Genomic DNA, 24,183 nt, shown 5'->3' on the forward strand with positions numbered 1-24,183 from the left:
GCTATTCCAGCCCCAATTGCCCGCGATCCACCAGCGAGGCGGCCAGTTCCGCGCGCGAGGCCGAGACGCGATATTCGGCATCGACCTGGCGCAGGCGGGCATCGGCGGCGGCTTCCTCGCGCAGGTTGACCAACAGGAAATCGCTGGCGCCAAGGCTGAAGCGCCGCCTTTCGGCCTCGGCCATGCGGGCGGCAAGGCCTGCCTCATCATGGGCCAGATGCGCCAGCTTGTCGGACCCTGTCACCTGCGTTTTCAGATTGGCGATCTCGACCGACAATTGCTGTTCCAGCAGGCGGCGGCGCTGGACCAGCGCGTCGGTCTCGGCGGCGGCTTCGGCGATCTTGCCGCGCGCCTGCCGCTGTTCCAGCGGCATGGTGAAGCGCAGGCCGACAATGGCTTCTGCCGGGCGGCGAACATAGCCCATGGGGCCGCCATCGCCGATATCCTTCGACCCTTCGACGCGCAGGTCGAGCCGGGGGCGCAGTTCATTCCGGGCCATCGCGCTGCGGGCCGAAGCCTGCGCCAGCCTCGTCATCAGCATCTGCATATCGGGCCGCGCCTTGATCGCTTCCTCCTCGCTCTGACCCAGCGGCGGGGCAAGGCGGGGCAGGGCGGCGGGCAAATCCTCGGCCCCGGGTACGATGGGCTGGCCCTCTTCGTTGCGCCAGAACAGCGAGAGCGCGTTGGCCTGTATCGCCAGATCCTGTTGAGCGCGCACCAGCAGGGATTGGCGGCGCACGATATTCTGCTGATTTTCCACCACCAGCATGGCCTGACGCGCGCCCGCTTTCACTTGCTTTTCAATCGAGGCCTGCCGCGCGGAGGCCAGTTCGAGCAGGTCCTGATAGATGCGCAGGCGCTGTCCGGCCGCCACCCATTGCTGATAGGCCTCGATGGCTCGCCTCTGCACGCCGACCGCCACCATCTCGCGCTCCATCTCGGCCAGATCGGTGTCCAGCCCGGCGATCTGCATCCGCCCCCGCCGCTCGTCAATCAGCCGGTCGCGCAGCAGCGAGAAGACCGCGCCCACCTTCACCTCGCCCAGCGAATTGGTGACGGATTTGCCGTCATAGGAGGGAAACGGCCCCATCGAGAGGCGATAGCCCGCGTAATAATTGCCGCCGTTGGATGTCAGCGGGCGGGTGGCCTTGGCCTCGGCGGCGGCATTGTCATAATAGCCCAGCGCCCGCCATTGCACATCGCCATCGAACACCAGATCATACAGGCCCTGCGTCGAGAGCAGCCGCGCATCGGCCTGTTTCTGGCGCGCCACGGCCTCAAGGATCTGCGGCGCATGGGCGGCCGAGGAGGCCAGCACCTGTTTCAGCGTCAATTCCGCCGCCCCGGCCGCGGGCGCCGCCAAAGCCAGCGCCATGCCCATAAAAGCGCGGATCACTTGCCCTCCTCCTCATAGGAATCCTTGGCCTTGGATTTGCTCTTGGCCTTGTCGCCCTTGTCGGACAGCGCCTTGCCCAGACCCTTGCGCGGGCCGGGATTTTCGGGCGGCGTCATTTCCAGCGGGAAGTCATTGAGCTGACGCCACAATTCATAGCCGACGCTGACCGTGTTCATCTGGATCCAGCCTCGCACCTTCGATCCCAGCCGGACGAAATTGCTGTCCGGCCAAGCCCGCGCGCCCGGCATCGGTTCGACCAGCACACGGAACAGGCCATTGTCCAGCGCCGAAGGGTCGATCGAACGCACCCGCCCGTCAAACATGCCCTGCGCCACCGAGGGCCAGCCGCTGAACTGGATCGCGGGCCAGCCTTCGAAATTCAGCCGCACCCGCTGGCCGCGCCGCACCATGGCGACATCGCGCCCGTCGATCTGCAATTCGACCACGCGCCGGGAATTTTCAGGCGCCAGAGTGGCCAGCCAGTCGCCCGCGCTGACCAGAGCCGCGCCTACGCTGGTGTTGATCGCCTGAATGCGCCCGTCGCGCGGGGCGCGCACCACCTGTGCCGACTGACGATTGAGGGCGATGTCCACCCGGCTCAGCTTGGCCTTGGCCTCGGCCAGTTTGGCGGCATGTTCGGCCACCTTGATCTGGGTGTTTTCATAATCGCGCCGCGCCGCCAAACCGTCGGCATAGAGCGAACGGGTGCGTTCCACATCCAGCTTGGCCACGGCCATGGCCTGAGCGACGGAATCGATCTGGGCCAGAACCTGCGCGCGCTCGGCACCCATGCGGGTCAGGACATCGGGGTCATTGTCGACGATGCGCGCGATGGGTGCGCCTGCCTTCACCTCCTGCCCGTCATTCACATACCATTGCTCCACCCGGCCCGGCACAAGCGCTGTGACCTGCTGCACCCGGTCATGCGGGTCGAGCGCGGTCACGCTGCCCCGGCCCGGCGCGGTCTGCACCCATGGCACCAGCAGCAGGAAGGCGACAATGGCGGGGATGGACAGGGCGATCATCCATGCCACCACCCGCATCACGCGCGGCGGGCGCATGGCGCTCAGCGTGGCGAAACGCTCGAACCGGCTCATGCCCGCGCCTCCGCGCCAAGACCGGAGGCCCTTTGGGCAACAGGGCGTATGTCATCCCATTGCCCGCCCCGGATCTGTTCGCGATTGCCCAGCCACAGCCAGCCGTCGCGCCGCAGCCCTTCGGGCCGCCCGGTGAATTGCAAAACGCTGGTTTCCGTCTGGCGCAGATGATCCAGCACGCGGTCCAGCCGGTCGGGGGGCAGCAGGTCATAGAGGGGCGAGAGCACCAGCACCTTGGGCCGCGCCAAAAGCGCGCCCGCCAGTTTGAGCCCCATCGTCTCGCCCACCGCCAGCGGCCAGCCCAGCGGCGAGAGCATCGTGTCCATCCCTTGCGGCAATTGCCCCACACGGTCGGCCAGCCCGACCAGATCAAGCGCGGCCATGATCGCCTCATGGCGATCCCCGCTGGCCAATGAGAGATAGTCGCGCAGGGAAAGATCGACGATTGTGGGGCGATCAAGCACCACCACATCGGAGCGCAGGCGCAGCATGTCATAGGTGCCGATATCGGCACCGCCCACGGTGATCAGGCCGCGTGTGGGCGTGTCCAGACGCTTGAGCAGGACCGAGACGGCGCGGTCCACCCCCGGCGCGGCCAGAATGGCGAGCTGCTCGCCGCTGGCCACGGTGAAGTTCAGGTGATGATCGCCCAATTCGACATGGCGAAAGGCAATCGCGCCATTGGGCAGCGCAGGCGCATCGACCTTGGGCGGGCTTTCCTGCGGCACATCCCAGAACAGCGAGAGTTCCTCCAGCCCGCCGACCAGATCATAGAAAGTTTCCAGATAATTGCCCATCTGCGCAATGCCATAGAACACGCCCGACAGGATCAGCTCGGCGGCCACCAACTGGCCGATGGAAAGCTCGCCCGCGATGATCAGCATCCCGCCCATCGTCAACAGACCCGCGCTGGCGCAGGCATAGAGCAGCAGCAGGCAGATGGTCTGGGTAAAGGTATAGCGGAAATGGGCGCGATGCTTGGCCACGTAATCGGCGGTCAGGGCTTCGGACTGGTCGATGGCGAAATGCATGTGGCGGCTGGATTTGTAAAAGCCGTTCGATCCGCCCACGCCGTCCAGCCAATGGGCGGCGGCATGTTTGGAATGGCTGACGGCAATGGCCGTGGTGAAGGCCCCGCGCGCCCAGACCATCAGGATCAGCGCGATCAGCGTGACCAGCAGCACATTGAAGGCCAGAAAGAAGGGATGGTAAAAACTGGTGACGACCAGACCCACCACGCCTTGCAGCACGATGGCGAAGCCGCCCACCAGCAGGCTGGTCAGCGCCTTTTGCACGGTGGCCATGTCAAAGAAGCGGTTGAAGAGATCGCCGTGGCGCGCGTCATGAAAGAAGGGATTGCGGGCATGAACCGCGCGCAGCGTGATTTCCGCCATCATCCGCGCGAAAAACCGCCGCTCGAACAGCGCCATGACATGCACGCGCAGCGCGCTGAGCAGTCCAGCCAGCAGCAGCAGGCCAAACAGAATGGCCGAGAGCGTGAAGAGCGGCGCGGGCAGCGCGATATTGGCCACCGCATTGATCAGCAATTGCACCGAAATGGGCGTGGCCAGCGAGAGCAGGGAAATGGCGGCCCCATAAAGCAGCGCCATACGCAAATAAGGTCCATCCGGGCCCAGAATCAGCGCAATCCACCGCGCCACCTGTCTCATCCCCACATTCTGTTTGGCCATGCTTACCCCGTTTACTGCACCTGCGAAGGAAATAGCGGGGCGGCATGGCACTTCAAGATCAGGAAAATGGGGAAACAAAATAGAACATTTCAGCAATAAGGGCGATGACCAAGAAAAAGGCCAAAACCATCGGATCTATTGGGAAAATCTCAGCATCGGTTCGCCTGTGCGGGGGTTGGATAGTGTTACATTTTCTATCGCCTGAAACCGCCAATTGTCATTCCGCCGGGAAAGGACGGCCAGGATCAGCGTGTCGACACAATGCGGTCCCGCCGGGTGAGCTTCGCCGGTGGTGAGCCGGCTCCAGAAATGGACGATGGCGGTGTTGGCATCGATCAGGGCGGCGTCGATCAATTCGTTCTCGAGAGCGGAATCGCGATAGATTGTTTCGTGAAGGGGCTGATGCATGGCGATGATCGCATCGATGCCGCGCACATAATGGGCAAACCTGTTCACGAAGGTGGCTTCATCGTGAAACAGGGCGGCAAAATCCCCCATATCATGCGCATTCCACGCTGCCTGAAAGGCTGCCGGGGCATCTTCGGGCCGAATCATCTGCGGGTTCCTTCGTCTGACGGGCGACCCGCATGGAATAGACGCCGCGCGGGCCTTGGCCAAACATCCCTGTTCAGCGCTTGGGTTTGCCCGATCCTATGTCGGGCATGGAGGTCAGATGGCCCTTGTTTCCTGCCCCGACATTGCGCGCGCCCACATCCCTGTCGGCGGTGCGTTCGCCGGGGGCGGGCTTTTGCGCGCCCACCGCGCCTGTTCCGCCCGCTTCCAGACCGGGATTGTCCCGCTGCTCGGTCAGGGTGGAGGGGGCGGGCGGGGTCTTGCCCATCTGGTCGCCTTGCTTGTCCTTGCGAATGTTCTGCGTCATCGGGGGCTCCTTTTCCCGGCTCGTCATCACCTTGAAAGGGATGGCGGGGGCAAAGGATGCACAGGATCGCCGCGCCGGGACAAAATAGGCGGAACTCTACGAGCGCTCACCCCTTCCGTGAGATGGGGTGCCGACACCCCGGCAAAAGGATATGAGCCATGACTTCGCAAAACCGCAAAGGCCCCCTTGGGGATGTGATACCAAGCAAGGCCGCCCCCGATCGGGAAACCAGCGGCGGCCAGAAGCCGGAAAAGGTCGAGGATCGCCCCAATGTCGGCCAGGTTTCGCCCGAGGACTATCCCGAGGCGGATCGCGGCAGAATCAAACCCTGAGCGCCTTTTGTCACCGGCCCGGAAGGCGCCGGTTCAGCGGGAATTGGGCTTTGGATCGCGATGTTCGGCCACGCGCAGGGCGATCTTGCTCAGCGCTTCGTTGAGCAGGTCGCGCTCCGCCTCCGTGATGTCCTGAAGGATGGCCGCGAAATAGTCGCCGCGCATCTTGCGGGCGCGTTCGAACAGCGCCTGCCCCTCGGGCAGGACCGAAATGATCTGGCGTTTGCGATTGTGCTCGTTGCTGTTGCGCTCGATCAGCCCGGCCTCGATCAGGCGTTTGACCGCGCGGCTGACCTCGGCCCGGTCTGAGTCGAAGGCCGCGCCTATGTCGGCCGCGCTGGCCGGACCCGCCGAGCAGATGAAGGCCAGCACCCGCCATTCGGCCAGAGTGAGCGCGAAATTTTCCTGCAATTGCTGCATCGTGGCGCGATCCATCATGCGGGCAAGCAGCAGCAGGCGATGCGGCAAACGGGTGCCGCCAAACAGATCCCAGGTCCGAGGCAAAGTCATCTGTTGATCGCTGCCAAAGCGGGCGGACAAATGCAACGGGAATCATGTTGACTAATCAACATGTGCGGCGCATGACATGGGCATGACCCAAATCCATCCTTTTTTGCCCCGGCTGGAACATGCCTTCACCATCTCGATCGACCTGTCGCGGCCTTACTGGATCACTCCTGGGGCGCGGGGCGATACGCGCGCGGCGATTTTCGCGGCGCAGGGCGTGATCGAGGGGCCTCGTCTGCAGGGGCGAGTGGTGCCCATGTCGGGCGGGGACTATCCGCTTTCTCGCCCCAACGGCGTGATCGACTTTGATGCGCGCTATTTGCTGGAAGCCGAGGATGGGGCGATCATCTATCTGGAAAACCGGGGCTTTCGTTGGGCGCGTAGCCCCGAAATCGCCGAAAAAATGCGCCGCAACGAGCCCGTTGGCTTTGAGGATTACTATATGCGCGTAACCCCGCGTTTCGATGCGCCCGCCGGGCCGCATGAATGGCTCAGCCAGCATGTCTTTGTGGGCGTTGCTGAAAAAGTGCCCAATGCCAACCGCATCCATTATTTCGTGGTGATGTGAGATGGCGGGCGGGGGTTTGGCGCCGTCCTATCCGGTGCGGATGCGCCCCGGTGTTGACCCGTACAGCGCCACGCACAAGCCGCCTTTGCCGCCCACCAATTTTGCCCGATGGAACGAGCGCGGGCTGACCATCGAGCGCAACCATCGCATTCGCCTGCGCGACGGGGTGGAGATCTTTGCCGACATCTATCGGCCCGAAGGCGCGCAGCAGGGTGTGCCGATCCTGCTGGCATGGGGGCCTTACGGCAAACATGCGCTGACCAATCGCGTGTTCTGGCCGCGATCCGGGGTGGACCCGGATTGGCTGTCCGATCTTACCGCTTTCGAGGCGCCCGATCCTGTGTTCTGGGCCGGGCATGGCGTGGGCGTGGCGGTGGTCGATCCGCGTGGGGCTTGGCTTTCGGGCGGGGATTTCCATCATAACGGCGCGCAGGAGGCGCTGGACTGCGCCGATACCATCGAGTGGCTGGCCGGTTTGCCATGGTGCAACGGGCGGGTGGGGATGACGGGCGTGTCTTATCTGGCCGCGATCCAGTATCTGGTCGCGCCCCTGCATCCGCCCGCGCTGGCCGCGATCAATCCATGGGAAGGCTTTTCCGACTGGTATCGCGAATTTGCCTACCATGGCGGCATTCCCGAAACCGGCTTCCTGCCGCGCGCCTCGGACAATATCCGTTTCTCGCTGGGGCGGACCGAGGATACGCTGGAAAATGTCCGCGCCCATCCGCTGATCGACGATTACTGGCTGTCCAAATCCTATGATCTGGTCGCGATCACCCAGCCCGCCTATGTCGTGGCCAGTTGGTCGGATCAGGGGCTGCATCTGCGCGGCACGATCGAGGCGTGGCGCCAAATGCGCAGCCCGCAAAAGTGGCTGGACATCCATGGTCAGAAGAAGTGGGCGCATTACTATTGCCCCGAAAGCCGCGCCCGGCAGATCGCCTTTTTCGAGCATTTCCTGTTTGATCGCCCTACCGCTGTGGCCGCATGGCCCCCGGTGCGGATCGAGATCCGCGAGCAACATGGGGTCCAGCACGAGCGGGCCGAGCGGGAATGGCCGCCCGCGCGCACGGCCTATCGTGAACTCTTTCTCGATCCGGCGCGGGGCGCCTTGTGCGATGACGCGCCCCCACCATCCAGCCTGCGGCAGGACGCCGCCCACGGCGAGGCCCATTTCACGATTCGTTTTGACCGCCCTACAGAAATCACCGGCCATGCTGCCCTCCGCCTCTGGGTGGAGGCCGAGGGCAGTGATGATGCCGACCTGTTCATTGCGCTGCAGAAGCTGGATGCCGCAGGGCAGGAGGTGGGCTTCACCTTCTACGCCTTTTATGAAAACGGCCCCATCGCGCTGGGCTGGCAAAGGGCCAGCCATCGCGAATTGGACGAGGCGCTTTCCACGCCCGAACGCCCCGTGCATTGCCACCGCTGCGAGGAAAGGCTGAAGCCGGGCGAAATAATTCCGGTCGAGATCGAACTGTGGCCCTTCTCGGTCCGCTTTGAAGCGGGTGAGAGCCTGCGGCTGGTGATTTCCGGCCACGACATTTATCGGCCCGAACCGGGTGTCATGCTGCCTTTCCCCCAGCATCAGGATACGCGCAATGCGGGCCATCACGTCTTTTACGGCGGCGGGGCCATGGCCTCGCGGCTGATCCTGCCCTTCCTTCCCGCATCGGAGCATCCATGACTTTGCAGCCTACCCTTGCCGATTGCCGCCTTGAGCATGTGTTCGACATCGAGGTGCTGTTTGGGGCGGATCGCACGCTGTTTGGTCCTTTGCCCGGCGGCGGGCATCAGGGTTATACGCCTGCCATCGGCGGCACAATCACCGGGCCGCGCCTGACGGGCAGCGTTGTGCCCCATTCGGGCGCCGATTATGCAACAGCGCGTGAGGATGGCACGATCGAGCTGCGCGCCCATTACCTGCTGCGCGCCGATGACGGCACGATGATCTATATCCAGAACCAGGGTTATCTGGTCCGCCCGCGCCCGGGTGAGGACCAGCCTTCCTATTTCAAGCTGACGCCCTATTTCCGCGTGCCCGTCGGGCCGCATGACTGGCTCAACCGCACGGTGATCGTGGGCGGCGGAGAGCGGCGGTCCGACCCGGACCGCACGCTCTTTCGCTATTACGCCCTCGTCTGAGCGATCCGGCGCAACCCCGGCGCGGCGGCCAGAAAACACAGCGCCGCCGCAAAGAACACCAGCACCGCCAACGACAGCGCGCTTTGCAGCCCCTGCGCCGACGCCTGCCGACAGGCGGCGGCCACGGCCTTGCCGGCGCCATGGGCGGGCATGCCTGCCGGGCAATCCACGCCATATTGCCCGGCATAAGCGGCCCGTGCCGCCCGGTCGGAAACAAAACCGACAAAGACCGGCCCCAGACCCGAACCGATCAGCGTATAGAGCAGCGTGTAGAGCGCCACGCCGCTGGCGCGCATGCGCGTGGGCAGGAGGTTCTGGATCATGCCTGTGGTCGGCCCGTAAAACAGCAGGAGGAACGCGCCCGCCGCCAGCAGCAGCGCAAAGGCCGCGCCCAGCGAGGCGGCATGAAAGGCCAGCCAGTAGATCGGCGGCGCCAGCGTCAGCCCGAAGGCCGCGCCCCATGCGGGCCAGCGCGCATCGCGCCGGGCCAGCCAGTCGGTGCCGAAACTGCCCACGATCAGGCCGAAGGTGATGGCAAGGCCCGAAATCAGGCCGAAATTGGCCGCCGCCTCGCGCACGCCCAGATGGTGAGTGCGCGCCAGAAACACCGCCAGAAATTGCGAGATCGAGGTCATGCCAAAGCCCGCCAGACTGCCCCCCGCGATCACGCAGAGCAGGGTGGGATTGCCCGCCACCTCGCGCAGGAATTCGCCGACCGGGGGCGCCTTGCCGCCCTTGGTGCCGGCGTCATAGCGCCCCCGCTCCGGCTCGGGCGCCAGCAGCAGAAGCAGGCCCGCCACCACAAAGCCGGGCAGGGCAAAGAGCAGAAAGGCCGTGCGCCAATGCCAGAGCAAGGCAATATGCCCGGCCAGCATCGCGCCGAGCAGCGTGCCGATGGGCGTGCCCAGCATCACCAGCGCAAAGGTGGAGGCGCGCTTTTCACGCGGGGCGATATCGGCCACCAGCGAGGCGGTGGGGGGCACAAAGCCGGCCTCGCCCATACCCACGCCAAGGCGGCTGGCGGCCAGCGCGGCAAAGCTGCCCGCCATGCCGGTGGCCGCCGTGGCCAGCGACCAGATGATGGTGCAGGAGGCAATGATCCGCTTGCGCGAGAACCGCTCGGCCAGCAGGCCGATCGGCAATCCGGCCAGCGCATAGAGCGCGGCAAAGACCAGCCCCTGCAACAGGCCCAATTGCAGATCGGTGAGCAGAAGATCGGCCTTGATGGTCTGGGCCAAGGCGGAAAACACCGCCCGGTCGGCGAAATTGAGCGTGCAGGTGAGCAGCAGCAGCACCAGCAGGACCCGGCGGCGCGGGGCCGCGGGCGCGCTCATGCCGGTTCTCCCGCCGCGCGATGGCGGCGCGACAGGGTGACGGCCTCGATCCTGCGGAACAGGCCATCCTGCATTTGATAGAGAGCCATGCTTTCAATGGCATAGGTATCGCCTGCCTGCATTGTCCGGCCGGAGAGCTCGACACCGTCGCGCCTTGCTGTGAACACCGAGGCCAGCGCGGCGGCAATGGCGCCATCCCCGCCCAGAGCGGCGCGCAGCGTCATCATCCGATGGAAGTCCTCCCGCGCCTTGCGATAATAGGCCACAATCGCCTCCGCGCCGCGCAGGATGATGCCGGTTCCATTGCGCAACTCGACATCGGGCGCGTAGAATCGGCCATAGGCGGCCTCATCGCCCCGGTTGAAGGCGGCTAAATAGTTCTCCATGATGGCATGTGGCTGCATGGCGATCTGCTCTCCCATCGTATTCTTGTCGAACCATCTTTGACCGCTTAAGTTGATAGATCAACATAATTCTCGGAGGCATGATGCGCGAGGTTCCATCCGGCGGTGCAGACAGGCTGGCATATCTGCTCAAACTGGTGGCCCATGGGCCGGACCGCTTCAGCCTGGGCGATCTGGCCGCGCGCGCGCGCCTGCCCGCCAGCACGGTCCACCGTCTGTTGCAGGTTATGGTGAGGGCGGGCCTCGTCGAACGCGGGGCGCATCAGACCTATCGGCCGGGCCGTGAATTCTATGCGATGGCCTCGCAACTGGTGGCGCGTTTCGATGTCATCCGCTCCGCCCGGCCTTTGCTCGAAGGGCTGGTCGAGCGCTGGCACGAGACAGCGGTGCTGTGCACCTATAACCCTACCGACCGCCGCGCGACCATTGCCGATGTGGTCATGACGCCGCATCCGCTGCGCTTTGCGGTGGAAAGGGGTGGCGAGATTCTCCTGCCCTGGGGCTCGCTGGGGCGGGCGATTCTGGCTTTCCTTTCCGGCGGAGAGATGGAGGCGATTATCCGCGAAACGCGCTTTGGCCCCTTGACCGGGCGCCCGCGCGATCCGCGCAGCGAGCTCGAAAAAGGCCTGCGCGAGGTGCGCGAAGAGGGCGTTTCGCGCTTTTACGACCCCGATATCGAGATCGCGGGCATTGCCGCCCCGGTGTTCGGCGCCGAAGGGCTGGTGCTGGGCTGTATCGGCGTGACCATGCCGTCCAAACGCTATCTGCTCCATGCCGAGGATGATCTGGTGCTGGCCGTGCGCGAGGCGGGGCAGAACCTGAGCGCGGCCGCATCGATGGGGCAGGGCGGGGCGGACCAAGAATTCCAAAATACGGAATAGTGGTTCTGCAAGATGGAAGATGCTTGAAAGTTGATTGCTCAACATTATCGTCACTCCCCGTAACCCGGCGCAAAAAAAAGCCGGGAAAAATGGGAGAGGGCAATGAACTACCGCAAGGGGAAGGTGCTCGTTTACGCTTCGTCGGCTGCTCTGGCCATGGCGCTGTTTGGCGGCGAGGCCCATGCCAAAGAGCAGGCCGCCAAGAACAATGCGCCTGAAATCGTCGTTACCGCGCAATTCCGCAGCCAGAAGCTGCAGGATGTGCCGATCGCCATCACCGCCGTCAACTCGGCCATGCTGGAGCAGCGCGGCGCCACCAATATCGCCGACATCGGGTCCAGCGCGCCCAACGTGACGCTGCGCCCTGCGGCGGCCAGTTTCGGCCCTTCGGTCGTTGCCTATATCCGCGGCGTGGGCCAGCGCGACACCAATTTCGCGCTGGAGCCGGGGGTCGGCCTCTATATTGACGATGTCTATCTGCCCACGATGCATGGCTCGCTGCTCAATCTGGTCGATCTGGACCGGGTGGAGATCCTGCGCGGGCCGCAGGGCACGCTGGCGGGGCAGAATTCGATCGGCGGGGCGATCAAGCTCTATTCCAAAAAGCCCGACAGCAACCCGGACGCCTATCTCTCGGCCACCTATGGCGCCTATAATCGCGTCGAAATCCGGGGCGGTTCCAATTTCACCATCGCGCCGGACAAGCTCTATATGCGCCTGACCGGGGTGGGCGTGCACAAGGACGGCTATGTCACCCGCTATGACTATGCCTGCACCCATCCGGGCAGCACCGTGCCCAGTTCGGTCACCGGATCGAGCTGCAAACTGGGCACCGAAGGGGGCAAGGATTATGTCGCGGGCCGCGCGGCCTTTCGCTGGACGCCGACCAGTTTCCTGACCGCCGACATTGCCGTGGACATCACCCGCGACAACAGCGAGCCTACGCCATCGACCCTGCTCTATGTGGGCCGCAATGCCAATCCGGGCTCGACCCTGACCGGCATCGCCAGCCCGCCTGCGGCCGCCTATGTGCTCAACGGCAATGTCTATGGCAATGCTACCGGATCGCCCTTCATCAGCTATTCGCCCTTTGGCGCCTATGCGCAGGACACGTTCAGCCGCAGCCCTTATATTAATTACGAGAATTACACCGACACCGCCCCGCGCGACGGTTCGGCCCCCTGGCAGGCCCCGCTCAAGGCTGCGCTCAACACATGGGGCATTTCGGGCACGCTCAGCGCCACGCTGACGCCCAATCTGAAGCTGACCTCGATCACCGCCTATCGCCAGTTCGACGGCACCTATTCCACCGGCGACGGTTCGCCGCTCAACCCCTCGCTTCAGGCGAACAACATCTACAACAAGCAGTTCAGCGAGGAATTGCGCCTGTCGGCCAAATTCGGCGATCTGGCCAATCTGACGGTGGGCGGCTTCTATTTCTACAAGCGCAGCCGGTATCAGGCGCGGATCGAGCTGACCACGCTCAACTTCATCGAGGACGATTCGATCCCCGCCACCACCAAGGCGGTCTTTGCCAATGCCGATATCAGCCCGATCAGGAACCTGACCGTGATCGGCGGCATCCGTTATACGGATCAGTCCAAGACCTTCTATTATGGCCGTTTTGGTGTGCCGGGATCATCGACGGGTGGTGCTGTGCCGCCTTCGCTGGCGGCGCTCAACGGGCTGGTCGGGGGTTTCAACGGCGGCCGGTTCGACTATCGCGCGGCGCTGCAATATCGCTTCAACGATGATGTGATGGGCTATGCCCAGTTCTCCACCGGCTTTCGCGGCGGCGGCATCAACCCTCGCCCCTTCTTTCCGGCGCAGGCTTTGCCGCACAGCCCGGAAAAGCTCAACGCCTATGAAGTGGGCCTGAAAACCGACCTGTTCGACCGCCGCCTGCGGATGAATTTCTCCGGTTTCATCAACAAATACACCGATATTCTGGTGACGGTTGCCAGTTGCCCGCTGCCCGGCGTTCCGGCCGCGCCCTGTTCGTTGCCGCTCAATGCGGGCAATGCCACGATCAAGGGGCTGGAGGCCGAAATGCGGCTGCAACCCGTGCCCGGCCTGACGCTGGAAGCTTCGCTCGCCTATCTCGATTTCAAATATGACTCCGTCAGCGCCGCCGCCGTCACCTCCGGCATCGGCACCGAGGACAAGGGCCAGTATATCTCGCCATGGCAATGGAGCTTTGCCGTGCAATATGACTGGAGCCTTGGCAGCATGGGGACCATCACCCCGCGCGTCGATGTCAACCATATCGACAGCTTCAACCGCAACGCCAACAATGTCGACGCCGCCACCGGGGGCCAGGACATTTTTGGCCAGGTGCCGGGCTATACGCTGGTCAACGCCCGCATCGCCTATCAGACGGCGGGCAAGGAATGGGAACTGGCCGTCGAAGGGCGCAACCTGACCGACAAGCTCTATTACACCGATATTTTCGACAATCGCGGATCGACCAATTCGATCCAGGGCACGCCTGCCGAACCGCGCACATGGGCGGTGACGGTCAAGCGCCGCTTCTGAAAATCGGGGCGCCCCGGTGGCGCCCCACCATCCAATGCCACCGTCCCTTTATCCCATTTTGCGGGAGGTTTTCTCATGGCCACTTCCTTTTCCAGTCCAACGGCATCTGGCGCGGCCTCCGGCGTGCCCATTGTCGCCGGGCTGCCCATGCCCGAATTTCGCCATATCACGGTTGAACCGATCAGCGGCGCCTGCGGCTGCGAGATCGGCGGGGTCGATCTGCGCCAGCCCCTGCGGCCCGAGGTGCTCGACGAGATCATGCTGGCCTTTCAGCATTTCCTCGTCATCGTCTTTCGCGATCAGGACCTGACGCCTGAGCAGCACAAGGCTTTCTCGCGCCATTTCGGCGAACTGACCGAATTGCCCCAGGCGCCCACCTATAATGGCGACAATCTGATGCAGGAGGTGCGCCGCGAGGCGTGGGAGCCGGTCAATGTCGTGCCCAGCTTTGAGCATTTCCACACTGACAGCCCCTTTTTGCCCCAACCGCCCAAATGCATTGTGATGCGCGCGCTCGATTGTCCGCAGTGGGGCGGCGATACCGCCTTTTCCAACGCCTATCTGGTCTATGAACATCTCTCGGACGGGATGAAGGCGCTGCTCGATGGGCTTCAGGTGCTCTATTCGGCCAAGGATGTGTGGAGCAAGAACGAGAAACTGCCCCCGGAAAAGCGGCTGCGCCTGCGCGAGAGTCATGGGTTTACCGAGGACCAACTGGAAAACATCCAGCCTGCGGTGCGCGTCCACCCCGAAACCGGCCGCCGCGCGCTTTTCGCCACCACCGCCTATTTCCGCCATTTCGTGGGGTGGAGCGAGGAGGAGAGCCGCGCCCTGCTCAACTATCTGCAAAGCCTTGCCCAGCATCTGCATTACCATTGCCGCGTCAAATGGCGCAAAGACACGCTGATCGTGTGGGACAACCGCTTTACGCTTCATCGCGGCGTGCATGATTTCAAGCATGAGCGGCGCCATCTGATCCGCACCACCGTGATCGGCGAGCGGCCCATGGGCATTGCTGATCTGGCCGCGCCGGCAGGGGAAGGGGCATGAAGGTTGGCGCCGCGATTGCGCGTATCCTGAAGATCGAGGGCGTCGATGTCCTCTTCGGCTATCCGCGCAATGCGGTGCTGGAGGCCGCCGCCAAGGAGGATATTCGCACCATCATCGTGCGGCAGGAACGCACCGGGCTGCATATGGCCGATGCCTATTCGCGCATGACGCGGGGGGCCAAGATGGGCGTCTTTGCCATGCAGCACGGGCCGGGCACGGAAAACGCCTATGGCGGCGTGGCGCAGGCTTTTTCCGAAAGTGTGCCGGTGCTGGTGCTGCCGCAAGGCTATGCGCGGGCGCTGGCCCATGTGCCCGACAATTACAACGCCTGCCGATCCATGCGCGACATTACCAAGACCGCCGAGCCGATCCTGCGCGCGCAGGATACGCCCGCCATCCTGCGCCGCGCCTTTACCGCGCTGCGCAACGGGCGGCGGCGGCCCGCTCTGGTGGAAATGCCGTGGGATGTGCTGGCCGAGGATGTAGGCGAGGCGCTGGATTATGCGCCGGTGGTTTCCACCCGCTATGGCCCCGATCCCGCGCAGGTGGCCGCCGTTGCGAAAAGGCTGGTGGCAGCGCCCCGCCTGGTGATCCACGCCGGGCAGGGGGTGCATTGGGCCAATGCTTACGGCGAATTGCGCGAACTGGCCGAACTGCTGGCCGCGCCCGTTTCCACCAGCCTTGAGGGCAAGAGCGCCTTTGACGAGACGCATCCCCTTGCGCTGGGTTCGGGCGGGGCGGCGATACCGGGGCAATTGCGCCATTTCCTCGACCATGCCGATCTGATCTTCGGCATCGGTTGCAGCTTTGCCCAGACCGCCTTTGGCGTCGCCATGCCCGGCCATGTGCCGATCATCCATGCAACGCTCGACCCGGCCGACATCAACAAGGGCGTGCCTTGCGAGGCCGCACTGATCGGGGATGCGCAACTGACGCTGGCCATGCTGGTCGAGGCGGTGCGCGCGCTGCTGCCCGCCCCGCGCGACATGGCCCCTGTGGCCGAGGAAATCGCCAAATTGGAGCAGGCCTGGCTGGCCCAATGGCTGCCTTTGCTGGAAAGTGATGATGCGCCGATCAGCCCCTATCGCGTCTTGTGGGAATTGCAGCGCACGGTGGATGTGGCGGGTACGATCATCACCCATGACGCCGGATCGCCCCGCGATCAGCTTACGCCTTTCTGGAAATCGATCACCCCGCTCAGCTATATCGGTTGGGGCAAATCCACCCAGCTTGGCTATGGGCTGGGGCTGGCGATGGGGGCAAAACTGGCCTGCCCGGACCGGCTGTGCATCAATGTCTGGGGCGATGCGGCGATTGGTTTCACCGGCATGGATTTTGAAACCGCCGTGCGCGAACGCCTGCCTATCCTCTCGATCCTGCTTAACAATTCGGCCATGGCGATCGAGCTCGACCAGATGCCGGTGGCCACCGAGCGCTATCACGCCACCGCCATCTCCGGCCATTATGCCGATTTTGCGCGGGCGCTGGGCGGCTATGGCGAAAGGATCACCGACCCCGCGCAGATCGGCGATGCCATCCGGCGAGGGATCGCCGCCACGCAGGCGGGCCAGCCCGCGTTGCTGGAATTCATGACCGCCAAGGAAACAAGAGCTTCGCGGCTGTGACAGAGCTTCTGTCCCCGCAGGCGGAGCGCCCGCCCATCCGACCATTGACCACCGGGGAGGTGCAGGCTTTGCTGGATGGGCGGGAGGAGGCTCTGGCCGATCTGCGCGATGATATGACCGCCAATTTTGCGCGCGGTCCGGGGGCGATTATGCTGCGCGGGCCGGACTCTGCCGCGTTTGGCGAGGCGCGCTTTGCCTCGGTCCTTGCGCGGATCGGCAGCTGGCTGGGCACGCCCGCGATCCAGTCTCCGCAGGGCGAGATGGTGGCCCGTGTGGAGCGCCGGGGCGATGATCCGGCCGCGCGCGGAACCCATTCCGACCTTGAACTGCGGCCCCATACCGATCTGCATGATATTCTGGCGCTGGGCTGTTTTCGCAGCGCATCGGCGGGCGGGGAAAGTCTGCTGCTGTCGGCCCGCGATCTTTATGACGCGATGCTGGATGAGGCGCCGCAGCATCTTCCCGCCTTGGCCAAGGGTTATCCTTGGGGCACCAACCCGGCTCTGGCCTCGCGGCACAGGCTTCGCCCCCGCCTGCCGATCCTGTTCATGCCCCAGGGCGGACGCGGGGCGCAGGTGGCCTTCAACGGCTATTTTCTGCGTCAGGCGGCCCATGAACGGGGCGAGGATCTGCCGCCCGCTCTGGCCGCCGCGATCGAGCGTATGGAGGCGGTCGCCGGTCGGCTGGCCGCACGCGGCCTGTTTGACCTGATGCCGGGCGACATGCTGTTCTGGCATAACTGGAGCTGGCTGCATGGTCGCATGCCCTTTGCCGACCGGGCCGGACATACCCGCCTGCTCTTCCGCCTGTGGATACGCTCCGCGCTGGCCCCGCGCGCCGATCCGGGCCTGCTTGAACTGGGGCTGCGCATGGATGAAGATCACCGACTGACGGCTCAAATGGGGAGAGAGAAGCCATGAGCGAAGCCATTGCTCAGGATAAAGAGGCAGGCTGGCCGTGGAAAGCGAGCTGGCCGCTGGCGCTGCTGACGCTGATCGCGGTGTTCAACTATCTCGACCGGGCCTTGCTCGGGCTGGCGCTGCCGCTGGTCAAGCGCGAATTCGGCGCGTCCGATACGGTGCTGGGGCTGGTGACGGGCGTGGCCTTTGTTCTGCTCTATTCGGTGCTGGGCGTGCCGATCGCCTGGCTGGCGGATCGCTATAACCGGCGCAACATCATCACCTTCGGCCTGGCCTTCTGGAGCCTGATGACCGCGCTGACCGGCTTTGTCGGTTCGGTCTGGCAATTGGCGATGGCGCGTTTTCTGATGGGCGCGGGCGAGGCCTGCGCGATGCCGCCGTCCAATTCGATCATCGCCGATCTGGTCCCGCCCCGCCGTCGTCCGCTGGCCATGGCCATATTCGGCACGGCCAATTCGCTGGCCTTCATCATCTTCTTTCCCATCGCCGGGTGGGTGGCCCAGCATTATGGCTGGCGGGCGATGTTTCTGGCCATGGGGGCGCCCGGTCTGATGGTGGCCTTGCTCTTCATCGCCACGGTGCGCGAACCTGCGCGGCAGAGCCATGGGGGCGATGCGGCCCGTCCGCGCGGCGGAGAGATGACGGGCGGGGCGATGACAGGCGGCGCGATCCTTGGCGATGTGGCGGACCTGTTCCGCAACCGCTGGTTTGGCTGGGTGTTTCTGGGCGTGACGCTGATGGGGGCCAATGTCTGGGCGGCGGGGGCGTGGACGCCCACTTTCTTTGCCCGCGTGCATCATATGGGCCTTGCCGAGGTGGCCGGGACGGTGGGACCGGTGCGCGGCTTTGTCGGTGCGGCGGGTGTGCTGGCGGGGGGATTCCTGATTGATCGGCTGCCCGCTCATCGCGACAGTTGGCGTATGGCCATTCCCGCCATCGCCTGCATTCTGGCCGGGCCCGCCGAGGCGCTGTTCCTGCTGGGCGATGCGCGCGCCCTCTGGCTTTCCGGCTTTGTCGCCACCAGTTTTCTTTCGCTGATCCATCAGGGGCCGATCTATGCCGCGACGATGAATGTCGTCCGGCCGGGCCAGCGCGCGCTGGCGATTTCGGTGATCCTGTTCGGGGCCAGCTTTCTGGGCAATGTCGTGGGGCCTAGCGCTGTCGGCCTGCTCAATGACAGGCTGGCGGCGGAATATGGCCCTCTGGCGGTGCGCTATTCGATGCTCATCATCGCGGTCACGCCGGTTCTGGCGGGCCTGTGTTTCCTGCGCGCCGCCTTTCTGCCGTCAGAGGCCGCCCGGCCCCGCGCCATGCCCTATCCCAGCCGCCAATAGGTCGCATAGCGTTCATGCGCGATGCGGTAATAGGGGATCAGGCGCAGGGGCTGCTGCCGGGTTGACGCAATCGTGAACTCCAGCGGCCCGGCGCCGGGGCTGATCCTGCGCGGCAGGGTCTCTGCAGGGCCGCTGATGGCGGGCGCCGCAAAGGCGGTGTCATTATATTCGCCATACTTCCTTTCGTTGACAATGATATCGGCGCCGGGAGCAAGCCCCTCGCCCCCCAAAGCCCCTGCCAGCACCAGCGGACCATAGGTAAAGGCCACGATATCGGGCGCGGTGGGCGCGCTCTGTGTCCCATGCTCCATGATCAGGCGCAGTTCGACCTCATCGCCATCGCGCCACGTGCGGGCTATTTCGACATAGCGGCCCGGCGTGGCCGAGAGCGCCACCTGTTTGCCATTGACCAGCACGGCGGCGGTTCGGCTCCAGCCGGGATGGCGCAAGTTGAGGGTCAGGTCTGCGGGGCGCGTCAGTTTCCAGCGCAGATGGGTCACCGAACTTTCGGGGAAATTCGTGGTCTGAACCAGTTGCGCATCCTGCTCGCGCCAATGCAGGGCGGATGGGATGAACAGGTTGACGTAAAGCGTGCGGCCATCGTGGAAATAGATGGAATCGCGATATTTGACATGGTTCTCCATGCCTGTGCCCGTACAGCACCAGAAGGAATCCTCCGGGCTGTGGTATAGTTTCATATAGCCCGGCCGGGCGCCCTGAAAATAGGTGACCATGCCGCTGTCGGGGTCTTGCGAGGCAAGGATGCCGTTATAGAGCGTGCGCTCGTAGAAATCGGCATAATCGACCGAGGGATCGTTCAGGAACAAGGCCCGTGTCAGCTTGAGCATATTATGCTGGCCGCAGGTTTCCGACCCCTTGGCGGAAAAGACATGTTTGTCGAATTGGGCCATCGGAAAGAAATGCTCATTATCGCCATGGCCGCCGGTGGCAAAGGAGCGGTTATTGACCACTGTTTTCCAGAAAAATTGGGCGGCATCGCGATAGGTTTCATCGCCGGTTGCCTCGTAAACTCTTTCAAAGCCGACGATTTTGGGGATCTGCGTATTGGCGTGCAGCCCGTCGAGCTGATCGTGCCCGGCGGCCAGCGGGGTCAGGATCGCCTTGTGCGAAAAGCGCCGGGCCAGCAGGCGATAATCCTCTTTGCCGGTCATGAAATAGAGATCGGCCAAAACCTCGTTCATGCCGCCATGTTCGGTATCGAGCATCGCCTCGAACTGCGCATCGGACAAGGGGCGCGTCGCGATCACCGCCCAGTCGGCCAGACGGATCAGCACATCGCGCGAAAGGGTGCTGTCGGCCAGCAGCGCGGCGTCGCGCAATCCGGCAAAGACCTTGTGCAGCGTGTACCACGGAACGCCGGTGATCTTTTCCCCGCGCAGATGCGCCGCGACCAGCCCGGCCCCTTCCGGAAAGGCGCAGACGAGGCCCGTGCCGGATGCTTTCTGGCATTCGGCCAGTTCGGCGGCGATATGGTCCACCCTTTGCCGGAAACGGACATCGCGGGTGGAGCGCCATGCCAGCGAACAGGCGGACAGATAATGGCCCAGCGTATGGCCCTGACAATGGATGTCCTGCCACATCGGCTCGGATTCCCATCCGCCATAGGCGGGCGCCTTGGGCGGCAATCCGGCATTGACGCGGAAATTGTGGAGCATCCGGTCGGGCTGGAGCCTCAGGAGATAGGCCTCGGTCATCCTCTGGGCATGCAGAAAGGGGCTTTCGCCCAGTTCGACATCGGCCAGATCAAAGGGGCGCAGCCGGGCCTTGCCGAATGCGGGCAGGGCAGATTTGGTCACCGCGCCCGCCCCCGTTGGCAGGAGGCCGAGGGCAATGGCCGATGTGGCGGCCGAGGTCAGTATCTCTCGCCGGGAATGTCCGGTGCAGCAGGTCGGATAGGTCAAGGCTCTCCCCCTTGTTTCTTGATTATGCAAAGTTAGCGTTATCCTATCAGGGAAAATCCATGGCTCCAAGGCCCTGATTGCCAATGGGCGCCAAGCCTGAAAATGATTGCTTTCTCTCTTGCTGTTCGCCGGGGACCTTATTAAGATAGCGTTATCAAAAAATGGTGGAACGGATGTCTGATACGCCCGCGGCTTGCCGGAAGGCCGGTTTTTGCCGAAGTTTGGCGGGACAGTGGTGAGTGGTGCTGATGGTGGCTGTTTCCGCCCGACCTCGCCCCGGCAGCCTTTCCTCCCTGACGGAGATGATGCGATGAATTTGGCGAGCTATGGGCGGCTGACTGTGATCCTTGGGGCGGCGCTGACGGGCGGCGCGGCGCAGGCGGCCTCGCTCGACCTGTCGCCGGTGTGGGGCGATCATGGCGTGATCCAACGCGAGGCCCCGGTTGTGGTCGGAGGCACCGCCATGCCGGGCGCGACGGTCAAGGCATCGCTCGGCGCCGCGCAGGCGCAGGCCCGCGCCGACAGGACCGGCCATTTCGCCCTGACCTTTCCCGCGCGTGAGGCATCGGAGATGCCGGTCGATCTGACGGTGGAGGCGGGCGGCGAAAGGATCGTTCGCCACGATCTGCTGGTGGGCGATGTCTGGCTGTGTTCGGGCCAATCGAACATGGAATTTCCCGTGGCGCGGGCGCTGAACGGCGGTTTCGAGGCTGCCATGTCCAGTGATCCGCAATTGCGCCTGCTGACCATTCCGCAGGCCATTTCCTTTTCCCCGCAGGAGGCCTTTGCCCGGCCAGTGGTTTGGCAATCTGCCGCGCGTGAGAGCGTCACGAGCTTTTCGGCGGCCTGTTATTTCATGCTGCACGATCTGCGCAAGGCGTTGAAGATTCCCATGGGGGCGATCCATTCCAGTTGGGGCGGTTCGCAAATCCGCCCATGGCTCAGCCCGGAGGCCGGGCTGGCGCTTTACGGCAGCGCGGAGATGGCCTCCATCAAGCGCTTTGAGAACGATCCGCTGGCCGCCGTCACCGCCTTTTCGCCGCGCTGGGAGGCATGGTATCGCGCCGCCACCGGAGGCGGCCAGCCATGGCTGCAGCCCGACACGCTGAGCTGGCAGCCGGTGCCCTCGATCCAGGGCTGGCTGGCATGGGAAGGCACACCGCTGGCTGCCAAGCCGCTGGGTACGGTCTGGCTGCGCCGTCAGGTGACGCTGAGCCGCGAGCAGGCCGCTGCCGGGGCCGTGCTGGCGCTGGGCGTGCTGGATGACATGGATGTGACCTATGTGAACGGGCGCGTTGTTGGCAACAGTTTCGGCTGGGATTATCAGCGCGAATATCGCCTGCCGCCCGCCTATCTGCACGAAGGCGTCAACGAGATCATGGTGGCCGTGACCAACACCTATGGCAATGGCGGCTTTGCCAGCAGCGCGGACAAGCTGGCGCTGCGTATCGCGGGCGGGGAAACCATGCCGCTGGGCGATGGCTGGCGCTTCAGTATTTCGGGCGCGGGGGCCAATCCGCCGCGCACCCCATGGGATGCCAACGCGGGCATCGGCGTGATGCACAACCGGATGATCGCCCCGCTTGGCGCCTTCGCGCTGAAAGGGGCGGTGTGGTATCAGGGGGAAAGCGATGTCGATACGCCCGGCTATGCTGATCGCCTGAAGGCGTTGATCGCGGGATGGCGGCGGCAATTTGGCGCGAAACTGGCGGTCGAGATCGTGCAATTGGCCGATTACGGCCCGGTGCATACCGCACCCGGCGCATCCACATGGGCCGCTCTGCGCGATGACCAGCGCCGCGTGGCTGCTGGCGATCCGCAGGCCGCTCTGGTCAGCGCCATCGACATTGGCGAGCGCACCGATATTCACCCCGCCAACAAGCCCTTGCTGGGCAAGCGCCTGGCTTTGGCCGCGCGCGGGGTGGCGATGCCCATGCCCTTGGAGGCCTGGCGCGAGGCGGGCGGCGTGCGCATCCGCTTTTCCGGCATCGAGGGCGGGTTGCAGGCATGGAGCGCGCCCGGCCCGATTGGTTTTGAACTGTGCGATGGTGCAGGGCAATGCCGCTATGCCGCCGCGCGGGTCGATGGCGACAGCGTGGTGCTGACCGATGATGGCAAGCCGGTGGCGCAGGTGCGCTATGCCTGGGCCGACAGTCCGGTGGTCAACCTGTTTGACGCGCGCCAGATCCCTGTGCCGGGCTTTGCCCTGCCTGTTGCGCCGTAAAGGGCGCGTCAGGCGGGGGGAGGGCCATCGGATTCGCGCTGGATAAACGTATAGTCCAGCGAGACATGGCGCGGCTTGCGCGGTTGTTTCTGGCGTTCCAGCCGTATGTCCTGCACCAGCAGGTCGATGGCGTTTTCGGCCATTTCGCGGATAGGCTGGCGGATGGTGGTCAGCTCGGGCCAGATGGTGGAGGCCAGCGCCGTATCGTCAAAGCCGCAGACGGTGAGATCGCCCGGCACATCCAGCCTCATGCGATGGGCCGCCGCCACGCAACCGGCGGCCATATCGTCGTTCGAGGCAAAGATCGCAGTGGGCCTCTCCTTCATTGCCAGCAGCTTGGCCGCCGCGTCCATGCCCGAACGATAGGTGAATTCCCCTTGCTGGATCAGCGCTTCATCCACCGGCACCCCGGCATTGAGCATACTGTCGCGGAAACCGGCCAGACGCAGCGCGCTGACCGATTGCGCCGGATTGCCGATGATAAAGCCGATGCGCCTATGGCCCAGCGCCAGAATATATTTCGTCATGTCCAGCGCGGCCTGATAATCGTCGATCATCACCGCGCCGTGATGGGCGGCGGCCTGGCCGGGGCCGATCAGCATGGCATGGGCCCGCAGCCGCCGCAGCAGCGCCAGCAGTTCGGCATCATCGCTGAGCGGCGGAGGCAGGATGAAACCGTCAATGCCGCTGGCGGTCAGCTTGTTGATCAGCCTTTCCTTGTCCTCGCCCACATCGCAGCGTTCGATCACCAGATGCGCGTCGAGGCGGCTGGCCGCGTCCATTCCCCCGATCAGCAATTCGGTCAGATAGGCCGCCGAAGGGTTCACATAAAGCAGCGCGAGCCGGATCTGCGATACACCGGCCAGACTGCGCGCGGCCTTGTTGGGCGCATAATCCAGTTCCTTGATCGCGGCCTCGACGGCCACCCGCGTGTCCTCGCGCACGCCGCTGCTGCCGTTGATGACGCGGCTGACGGTCATCGGCGAACATTGGGCCAGACGGGCAACGTCATTGACAGTGGGGCGGCCAGACTGGCGGCGGCGCAGGCGAGGTTCTTTCATGGCGTCCTTATCCTTTCGGGATATTTGGCGCGAGCCCTCGCGCAATGCAACATGAGATGCGCGACCGACGCGATTGGGGCTTGCGCAGGCGGACGGTTTTGTTAAAGTTAGCGCTATCAATAGTCGGACGAAACGACGCAGGCCGACATCGGCAAATACTGAGAGGCATAGCTGCGCAGCAGCATGGGCAGATGAGCATGGCGTTTTGCGAAAGAGAGCGATCCTTGATCGCATGATGCTTTGTCGGCCTGTGCCTATTGGGCGCCGAGCCAAACAA

Annotated in this window: 21 protein-coding genes; 11 read left to right on the forward strand and 10 right to left on the reverse strand. The window is 64.2% G+C overall.

The genetic code is table 11. From position 1 onward, the window contains the following. Position 1: 1 nt before the first annotated feature. The 5 genes from FHW92_RS02010 to FHW92_RS02030 form a co-directional block, all read right to left on the reverse strand. Positions 2 to 1,396 carry a TolC family protein gene (locus tag FHW92_RS02010; RefSeq protein WP_168601542.1) on the reverse strand — a complete coding sequence of 465 codons (1,395 nt, stop codon included), beginning with the start codon at positions 1,394 to 1,396 and terminating at the stop codon, positions 2 to 4. After that, positions 1,393 to 2,493 carry an HlyD family efflux transporter periplasmic adaptor subunit gene (locus tag FHW92_RS02015; RefSeq protein ID WP_246869858.1) on the reverse strand — a complete coding sequence of 367 codons (1,101 nt, stop codon included), beginning with the start codon at positions 2,491 to 2,493 and terminating at the stop codon, positions 1,393 to 1,395. The genes FHW92_RS02010 and FHW92_RS02015 overlap by 4 nt, the downstream gene beginning before the upstream one ends. Beyond that, the gene (locus FHW92_RS02020; protein WP_168601543.1) at positions 2,490 to 4,184 is read right to left on the reverse strand and encodes an ABC transporter ATP-binding protein; all 1,695 of its coding nucleotides are present in this window, start codon (positions 4,182 to 4,184) and stop codon (positions 2,490 to 2,492) included. The genes FHW92_RS02015 and FHW92_RS02020 overlap by 4 nt, the downstream gene beginning before the upstream one ends. A 135-nt stretch (positions 4,185 to 4,319) precedes the next feature. Further along, a complete protein-coding gene (locus FHW92_RS02025) occupies positions 4,320 to 4,802 on the reverse strand; it encodes an SgcJ/EcaC family oxidoreductase (RefSeq protein WP_246869859.1) in 483 nt (160 codons plus the stop codon). Between the two features lie 10 nt (positions 4,803 to 4,812). Further along, a complete protein-coding gene (locus FHW92_RS02030; protein WP_168601544.1) occupies positions 4,813 to 5,064 on the reverse strand; it encodes a hypothetical protein in 252 nt (83 codons plus the stop codon). Between the two features lie 158 nt (positions 5,065 to 5,222). On the opposite strand from FHW92_RS02030, the gene FHW92_RS02035 reads away from it, so the two are divergent. Continuing rightward, entirely contained in the window at positions 5,223 to 5,396 is a 174-nt protein-coding gene (locus FHW92_RS02035; protein ID WP_168601545.1) for a hypothetical protein, read from the forward strand. A gap of 33 nt (positions 5,397 to 5,429) precedes the next feature. On the opposite strand, the gene FHW92_RS02040 is transcribed toward FHW92_RS02035, so the two are convergent. Continuing rightward, positions 5,430 to 5,906 (reverse strand): MarR family transcriptional regulator, encoded by a 477-nt coding sequence (locus FHW92_RS02040; protein WP_168601546.1) that lies wholly within the window; start codon positions 5,904 to 5,906, stop codon positions 5,430 to 5,432. Between the two features lie 82 nt (positions 5,907 to 5,988). On the opposite strand from FHW92_RS02040, the gene FHW92_RS02045 reads away from it, so the two are divergent. From FHW92_RS02045 to FHW92_RS02055, 3 genes are read left to right on the forward strand one after another with little or no spacing between them, the layout of a single operon-like run. Then, on the forward strand, positions 5,989 to 6,471 hold the full coding sequence (locus FHW92_RS02045; protein ID WP_168601547.1) for a DUF3237 family protein: 483 nt from the start codon (positions 5,989 to 5,991) through the stop codon (positions 6,469 to 6,471). A gap of 1 nt (position 6,472) precedes the next feature. Further along, on the forward strand, positions 6,473 to 8,158 hold the full coding sequence (locus FHW92_RS02050; protein ID WP_168601548.1) for a CocE/NonD family hydrolase: 1,686 nt from the start codon (positions 6,473 to 6,475) through the stop codon (positions 8,156 to 8,158). Then, positions 8,155 to 8,616 (forward strand): DUF3237 domain-containing protein, encoded by a 462-nt coding sequence (locus FHW92_RS02055; protein WP_168601549.1) that lies wholly within the window; start codon positions 8,155 to 8,157, stop codon positions 8,614 to 8,616. The genes FHW92_RS02050 and FHW92_RS02055 overlap by 4 nt, the downstream gene beginning before the upstream one ends. On the opposite strand, the gene FHW92_RS02060 is transcribed toward FHW92_RS02055, so the two are convergent. Further along, positions 8,601 to 9,950 carry an MFS transporter gene (locus tag FHW92_RS02060; RefSeq protein ID WP_168601550.1) on the reverse strand — a complete coding sequence of 450 codons (1,350 nt, stop codon included), beginning with the start codon at positions 9,948 to 9,950 and terminating at the stop codon, positions 8,601 to 8,603. The genes FHW92_RS02055 and FHW92_RS02060 overlap by 16 nt on opposite strands. Further along, on the reverse strand, positions 9,947 to 10,336 hold the full coding sequence (locus tag FHW92_RS02065; RefSeq protein WP_168601551.1) for a nuclear transport factor 2 family protein: 390 nt from the start codon (positions 10,334 to 10,336) through the stop codon (positions 9,947 to 9,949). Before FHW92_RS02065 ends, FHW92_RS02060 begins: the two co-directional genes overlap by 4 nt. A 98-nt stretch (positions 10,337 to 10,434) precedes the next feature. Here FHW92_RS02065 and FHW92_RS02070 point away from each other — a divergent pair, with 98 nt between their 5' ends. From FHW92_RS02070 to FHW92_RS02095, 6 genes are all read left to right on the forward strand, one after another. Further along, positions 10,435 to 11,235: an IclR family transcriptional regulator gene (locus tag FHW92_RS02070; protein WP_210428332.1), complete on the forward strand. Its 801-nt coding sequence runs from the start codon at positions 10,435 to 10,437 to the stop codon at positions 11,233 to 11,235. 102 nt (positions 11,236 to 11,337) lie between these two features. After that, positions 11,338 to 13,770, forward strand: a complete 2,433-nt coding sequence (locus tag FHW92_RS02075) for a TonB-dependent receptor (protein ID WP_168601553.1) — start codon at positions 11,338 to 11,340, stop codon at positions 13,768 to 13,770. Between the two features lie 75 nt (positions 13,771 to 13,845). Next, the gene (locus tag FHW92_RS02080; protein ID WP_168601554.1) at positions 13,846 to 14,820 is read left to right on the forward strand and encodes a TauD/TfdA family dioxygenase; all 975 of its coding nucleotides are present in this window, start codon (positions 13,846 to 13,848) and stop codon (positions 14,818 to 14,820) included. Beyond that, positions 14,817 to 16,445 carry a thiamine pyrophosphate-requiring protein gene (locus FHW92_RS02085; RefSeq protein ID WP_168601555.1) on the forward strand — a complete coding sequence of 543 codons (1,629 nt, stop codon included), beginning with the start codon at positions 14,817 to 14,819 and terminating at the stop codon, positions 16,443 to 16,445. The genes FHW92_RS02080 and FHW92_RS02085 overlap by 4 nt, the downstream gene beginning before the upstream one ends. Continuing rightward, the gene (locus FHW92_RS02090; protein WP_168601556.1) at positions 16,442 to 17,365 is read left to right on the forward strand and encodes a TauD/TfdA family dioxygenase; all 924 of its coding nucleotides are present in this window, start codon (positions 16,442 to 16,444) and stop codon (positions 17,363 to 17,365) included. The genes FHW92_RS02085 and FHW92_RS02090 overlap by 4 nt, the downstream gene beginning before the upstream one ends. Then, the gene (locus FHW92_RS02095; RefSeq protein WP_168601557.1) at positions 17,362 to 18,699 is read left to right on the forward strand and encodes an MFS transporter; all 1,338 of its coding nucleotides are present in this window, start codon (positions 17,362 to 17,364) and stop codon (positions 18,697 to 18,699) included. The genes FHW92_RS02090 and FHW92_RS02095 overlap by 4 nt, the downstream gene beginning before the upstream one ends. Here FHW92_RS02095 and FHW92_RS02100 read toward each other — a convergent pair. Beyond that, positions 18,681 to 20,516 (reverse strand): beta-L-arabinofuranosidase domain-containing protein, encoded by a 1,836-nt coding sequence (locus tag FHW92_RS02100; protein ID WP_349237627.1) that lies wholly within the window; start codon positions 20,514 to 20,516, stop codon positions 18,681 to 18,683. The two genes, FHW92_RS02095 and FHW92_RS02100, sit on opposite strands and share 19 nt — an antisense overlap. 415 nt (positions 20,517 to 20,931) lie before the next feature. On the opposite strand from FHW92_RS02100, the gene FHW92_RS02105 reads away from it, so the two are divergent. Next, positions 20,932 to 22,845 carry a sialate O-acetylesterase gene (locus FHW92_RS02105; protein WP_168601559.1) on the forward strand — a complete coding sequence of 638 codons (1,914 nt, stop codon included), beginning with the start codon at positions 20,932 to 20,934 and terminating at the stop codon, positions 22,843 to 22,845. 8 nt (positions 22,846 to 22,853) lie between these two features. Here the strand turns inward: FHW92_RS02105 and FHW92_RS02110 are convergent, their stop codons facing one another. After that, entirely contained in the window at positions 22,854 to 23,906 is a 1,053-nt protein-coding gene (locus FHW92_RS02110; RefSeq protein WP_168601560.1) for a LacI family DNA-binding transcriptional regulator, read from the reverse strand. Positions 23,907 to 24,183: the final 277 nt, after the last annotated feature.

Origin of the sequence: Novosphingobium sp. SG707, assembly GCF_012275515.1 — a bacterium.
Taxonomy (GTDB): domain Bacteria; phylum Pseudomonadota; class Alphaproteobacteria; order Sphingomonadales; family Sphingomonadaceae; genus Novosphingobium.

Bases quoted from the DNA above. Each gene is read 5' to 3' on its own strand.
- FHW92_RS02015 (WP_246869858.1), bottom strand. From the start codon at position 2,493: ATGAGCCGGTTCGAGCGTTTCGCCACGCTGAGCGCCATGCGCCCGCCG.
- FHW92_RS02020 (WP_168601543.1), bottom strand. From the start codon at position 4,184: ATGGCCAAACAGAATGTGGGGATGAGACAGGTGGCGCGGTGGATTGCG.
- FHW92_RS02030 (WP_168601544.1), bottom strand. From the start codon at position 5,064: ATGACGCAGAACATTCGCAAGGACAAGCAAGGCGACCAGATGGGCAAG.
- FHW92_RS02035 (WP_168601545.1), top strand. From the start codon at position 5,223: ATGACTTCGCAAAACCGCAAAGGCCCCCTTGGGGATGTGATACCAAGC.
- FHW92_RS02040 (WP_168601546.1), bottom strand. From the start codon at position 5,906: ATGACTTTGCCTCGGACCTGGGATCTGTTTGGCGGCACCCGTTTGCCG.
- FHW92_RS02045 (WP_168601547.1), top strand. From the start codon at position 5,989: ATGACCCAAATCCATCCTTTTTTGCCCCGGCTGGAACATGCCTTCACC.
- FHW92_RS02050 (WP_168601548.1), top strand. From the start codon at position 6,473: ATGGCGGGCGGGGGTTTGGCGCCGTCCTATCCGGTGCGGATGCGCCCC.
- FHW92_RS02055 (WP_168601549.1), top strand. From the start codon at position 8,155: ATGACTTTGCAGCCTACCCTTGCCGATTGCCGCCTTGAGCATGTGTTC.
- FHW92_RS02060 (WP_168601550.1), bottom strand. From the start codon at position 9,950: ATGAGCGCGCCCGCGGCCCCGCGCCGCCGGGTCCTGCTGGTGCTGCTG.
- FHW92_RS02065 (WP_168601551.1), bottom strand. From the start codon at position 10,336: ATGGAGAACTATTTAGCCGCCTTCAACCGGGGCGATGAGGCCGCCTAT.
- FHW92_RS02070 (WP_210428332.1), top strand. From the start codon at position 10,435: ATGATGCGCGAGGTTCCATCCGGCGGTGCAGACAGGCTGGCATATCTG.
- FHW92_RS02075 (WP_168601553.1), top strand. From the start codon at position 11,338: ATGAACTACCGCAAGGGGAAGGTGCTCGTTTACGCTTCGTCGGCTGCT.
- FHW92_RS02080 (WP_168601554.1), top strand. From the start codon at position 13,846: ATGGCCACTTCCTTTTCCAGTCCAACGGCATCTGGCGCGGCCTCCGGC.
- FHW92_RS02085 (WP_168601555.1), top strand. From the start codon at position 14,817: ATGAAGGTTGGCGCCGCGATTGCGCGTATCCTGAAGATCGAGGGCGTC.
- FHW92_RS02095 (WP_168601557.1), top strand. From the start codon at position 17,362: ATGAGCGAAGCCATTGCTCAGGATAAAGAGGCAGGCTGGCCGTGGAAA.
- FHW92_RS02105 (WP_168601559.1), top strand. From the start codon at position 20,932: ATGAATTTGGCGAGCTATGGGCGGCTGACTGTGATCCTTGGGGCGGCG.
- FHW92_RS02110 (WP_168601560.1), bottom strand. From the start codon at position 23,906: ATGAAAGAACCTCGCCTGCGCCGCCGCCAGTCTGGCCGCCCCACTGTC.